We start from the raw sequence: 3,440 nt of genomic DNA on the forward strand, positions 1-3,440 counted from the left end.
GCCCGAGGAGATGTCATGAAGTAGTGGAACGTCGTCATCGTGCTCGGCGCCGCGCAGTTCGTCATGGTGCTTGACGGAACCGTCATGAACGTGTCGATATCGACGGTCGTGAGCGATCTCGACACCTCCGTGACGGCGATGCAGGCGGCGATCACGTTCTACACCCTGACCATGGCGGCGTTCATGCTCTTCGGGGCGAAGCTCGGCGATGTGTGGGGTCGACGCCGCGCCTTCGTGATCGGTTCGTGCGTCTATGCCGCAGGCTCCCTCATCACGGCGCTGAGTCCGTCCGTGGGGTTCCTGTTCCTCGGGTGGTCGATCATCGAGGGGCTGGGCGCGGTGCTGGTGATCCCCGCAATCGCCGCCCTCGTCGCCGACAACTACCGAGGTGCCGAGCGCGTCACGGCCTTCGCCGTCATCGGCGCCGTGTCGGGTGCGGCCGTCGCGGCTGGTCCGTTGATCGGCGGAGCGGTGACCACCTACTCGAGCTGGCGGTTCGTCTTCGTCGCCGAGGTGGTGATCATGCTGGGCGTCGTGCTGTGCGCTCGCATCATCGCCGATTCCACCCCGCGACAGAGCATCCGCATCGACATCGGCAGCGTGCTGCTCTCGTCTGCCGGTCTCGTCCTGATCGTCTTCGGCATGCTGCAGAGCAAGACGTGGGGGTGGGTGCTGCCCCTGTACACGCCGGAGATCGCGGGCATCCCCATCGCACCCCTCGGAGTCTCTCTGACGACCTGGTGCATCGCGCTCGGCGCCGCTCTGATCACGCTCTTCATCAGGTGGCAGCGACGGCTGATGCGCGACGGCCGATCTCCTCTGATGCAGCCGGACCTGTTCTCCATCACGACTCTGCGCAGCGGGCTCTCGGTACTCGGCGCCCAGTACGCCGTGACGGCAGGGCTGTTCTTCATGGTCCCGGTCTACCTGCAGATGACACTCGGATTCGACGCGCTCGAGACGGGCATCAAGATCTTCCCGCTCTCGGTCTCGTTGATCCTCTTCTCGATCATCGGCACCGCTCTGTCTCGGCGGTGGTCNNNNTCTCAGCGCCGTCCTGCTGCTCGGCTCGGTGACCGAGGACCTCCGCGGCGGCCTGTTCGCGGTCGGCATGTTCCTCGCCGGCAGCGCTCTCGGTCTTCTGGCCTCGCAGCTCGGCAACGTCAACATGTCGAGCGTGAGCGAGAAGGACACGAGTGAAGCCGGCGGACTGCAGGGCGTCTTCCAGAATCTCGGCTCATCGCTCGGAACAGCGTTGATCGGGTCGCTGCTGATCGGGGCGCTGTCGACCTCGTTCGCGTCGGGAGTCGCCGTGAGCGATCTTTCGAACGACGTGCGCGAGACGGTGAGCGCCGCGACGGACCGCGGCGTCACAGTGGTGCCCGCAGCCGACGTCGCCGGAATCGGGGAAGCGGCCGGCCTCAGCGACGAGGACTCGAGCGAACTCGCCGACATCTACCGCGAGTCGCAGCTCTCGTCACTCCGCGTGTCGTTCGTCGGGCTGATCGTGATCAGCCTGCTGTCGATCCTGTTCTCGCGGGGCATCCCGGCAGGGTTGTCGATCCGGCGAAAAGACGGCGCCGACGTGGCGGAGAAGGCCTGATCGGCGTGTCCCTCGCCGTGTGAACTCAGATCCGCGGCGCTGCCGTGCTCTCGCGAACCACGAGCTCGGTGCCGACCAGCGGCGTCTGGGTGCGCTCTCCCCCGTCGAGCTCGGCGAGCAGGGCGTCGACCGCGAGGGCGCCGACCCTCTCAGGATGCTGCTGCACGGTAGTGAGCGGGGGCCACAGCTGCGCGGCATCCGGCAGGCCGTCGAATCCGACCACACTGACGTCTGCGGGGATGTCGCGCCCCGCCTCACGGAACGCCCGGACCACGCCGATCGCCATCTGGTCGTTCGCTGCGAAGACCGCTGTGACCGTGTCGTCGTCGCGGAGTCGGAGCCCCGCCCGGTAGCCGGACTCCGCCGACCAGTCACCCTGCAGCGGCTCGGGAACGGCGTGACCCCGTGCCTCGAGCGTCGCGCGCCACGACTCGCGTCGACGCTCGGCGGAGTAGGACTTGGCCGGACCGGCGACGTGCCAGACCGTCTCGTGGCCGAGGTCGAGGAGGTGCTCGACGGCGAGACGTGCGCCCTGTGCCTGGTCCGTGTCGACGAAGGGATGAGCCGATCCCCGGTTCGAGTCGACCAGGACGACGGGCAGCCCGTCGGGGATCTCGACCTCTGCCTCGTCGAGCTGGTGAGCCTCGATGACGATGATGATCCCGTCGACGGCGTGCTCCTCGAGGCGCCGGAACGCTCCGGCGACGGTGTCGCGTGCGCTCGACTCGACCGGGATGAGGGTGAGGGCGTATCCCATCTGCGAGGCGCGCACCGCGATCGCGTCGAGTGTGCGCTGGTTGCCGTAGGAGCTGAAGGAGAACATGATGACGCCGATCGCGCGGAATCGACCGGAGCGAAGGGCCCGGGCCGCGCTGTTGGGCCGGTAGCCGAGTCGCTGCATGGCGTCCTCGACGCGCTCCCTGGTCGCCGCGCCGACGTAGCCTCGGGCGTTCACGACACGTGAGACGGTCTGTCCCGAGACACCGGCCTCGCGGGCGACGTCCTCCATCGAGGGATCCCGTCGCCGCTGCGGCGGCTCTGCCGGCTGTTCCGAAGTCACGATCGNNACTAGCAGCGCATCGAATATGTTGACGTTGACACACGGCGCAGTGAGCGCCCGATCTCTAAGAAGGTTCTCGTCAATGACGACTCAAGATTCCGCAGCCCTGGCGGACCACGGCATCCGCCGGCGTGAGAAGCGCGACTGGAAGGGATGGGCTTTCGTCGGCCCGTTCATGGTCGTCTTCGCCCTGGTTTTCCTCACCCCCCTCGCGTACGCGCTCTACCTCAGCTTCTTCCAGGAGAAGCTGATCGGCGGCACCGCGTTCGTCGGGTTCGACAACTACGTGCGAGCGCTCACCGACCCCCAGTTCTGGGAGGCGTTCGGCCGCGTCGTGCTGTTCCTCGTGGTGCAGGTGCCGATCATGCTGGCCCTCGCCCTGGCCGCGGCCCTCGCACTCGACAGCGCCCGCCTGCGCGGAGCGTCGTTCTTCCGCATCCTCATCTTCCTGCCGTACGCGGTGCCCGCCGTCGTGGCGGTGCTGATGTGGGGCTACATCTACGGCGACCAGTTCGGCTTGACGTCGAACTTCAACGACCTGCTCGGCAGCGACCTCATCACCCCGTTCGCCCGCGAGTGGATCCTGGTCTCGATCGGCAACATCGTGACCTGGCAGTTCGTCGGCTACAACATGCTGATCTTCTACTCCTCGCTGAAGACGATCCCGACCGACATGTACGAAGCGGCATCCCTCGACGGCGCCGGAGCGTGGCGCACGATCTTCTCGATCAAGATCCCCAACGTCCGCGGAGCCCTCGTGATCGCGACGATCTTCTC

The 3,440-nt window shown here is 66.9% G+C and carries 4 protein-coding genes; 3 read left to right on the plus strand and 1 reads right to left on the minus strand.

What is annotated here, in order from left to right; all coding sequences use genetic code 11:
• Positions 1 to 63 precede the first annotated feature (63 nt).
• Together J7E68_RS13150 and J7E68_RS19850 are read left to right on the plus strand one after the other, a co-directional pair.
• Positions 64 to 1,200: an MFS transporter gene (locus J7E68_RS13150; protein ID WP_251048958.1), complete on the plus strand. Its 1,137-nt coding sequence runs from the start codon at positions 64 to 66 to the stop codon at positions 1,198 to 1,200.
• Positions 1,178 to 1,603 (plus strand): hypothetical protein, encoded by a 426-nt coding sequence (locus J7E68_RS19850; protein ID WP_251048959.1) that lies wholly within the window; start codon positions 1,178 to 1,180, stop codon positions 1,601 to 1,603. The genes J7E68_RS13150 and J7E68_RS19850 overlap by 23 nt, the downstream gene beginning before the upstream one ends.
• Positions 1,604 to 1,628: 25 nt before the next feature.
• Here J7E68_RS19850 and J7E68_RS13155 read toward each other — a convergent pair whose 3' ends face one another.
• A complete protein-coding gene (locus tag J7E68_RS13155; protein WP_215173288.1) occupies positions 1,629 to 2,612 on the minus strand; it encodes a LacI family DNA-binding transcriptional regulator in 984 nt (327 codons plus the stop codon).
• 133 nt (positions 2,613 to 2,745) lie between these two features.
• Here J7E68_RS13155 and J7E68_RS13160 point away from each other — a divergent pair.
• A partial coding sequence (locus J7E68_RS13160) for a carbohydrate ABC transporter permease (protein ID WP_251048960.1) occupies positions 2,746 to 3,440 on the plus strand: 695 nt, incomplete at its 3' end.

Origin of the sequence: Microbacterium sp. ISL-103 (assembly GCF_018613995.1) — a bacterium.
Classification (GTDB): Bacteria; Actinomycetota; Actinomycetes; order Actinomycetales; family Microbacteriaceae; genus Microbacterium.

Coding starts and splice junctions, on each gene's coding strand:
- J7E68_RS13155 (WP_215173288.1), bottom strand. CDS start 2,612: ATGGAGGACGTCGCCCGCGAGGCCGGTGTCTCGGGACAGACCGTCTCA.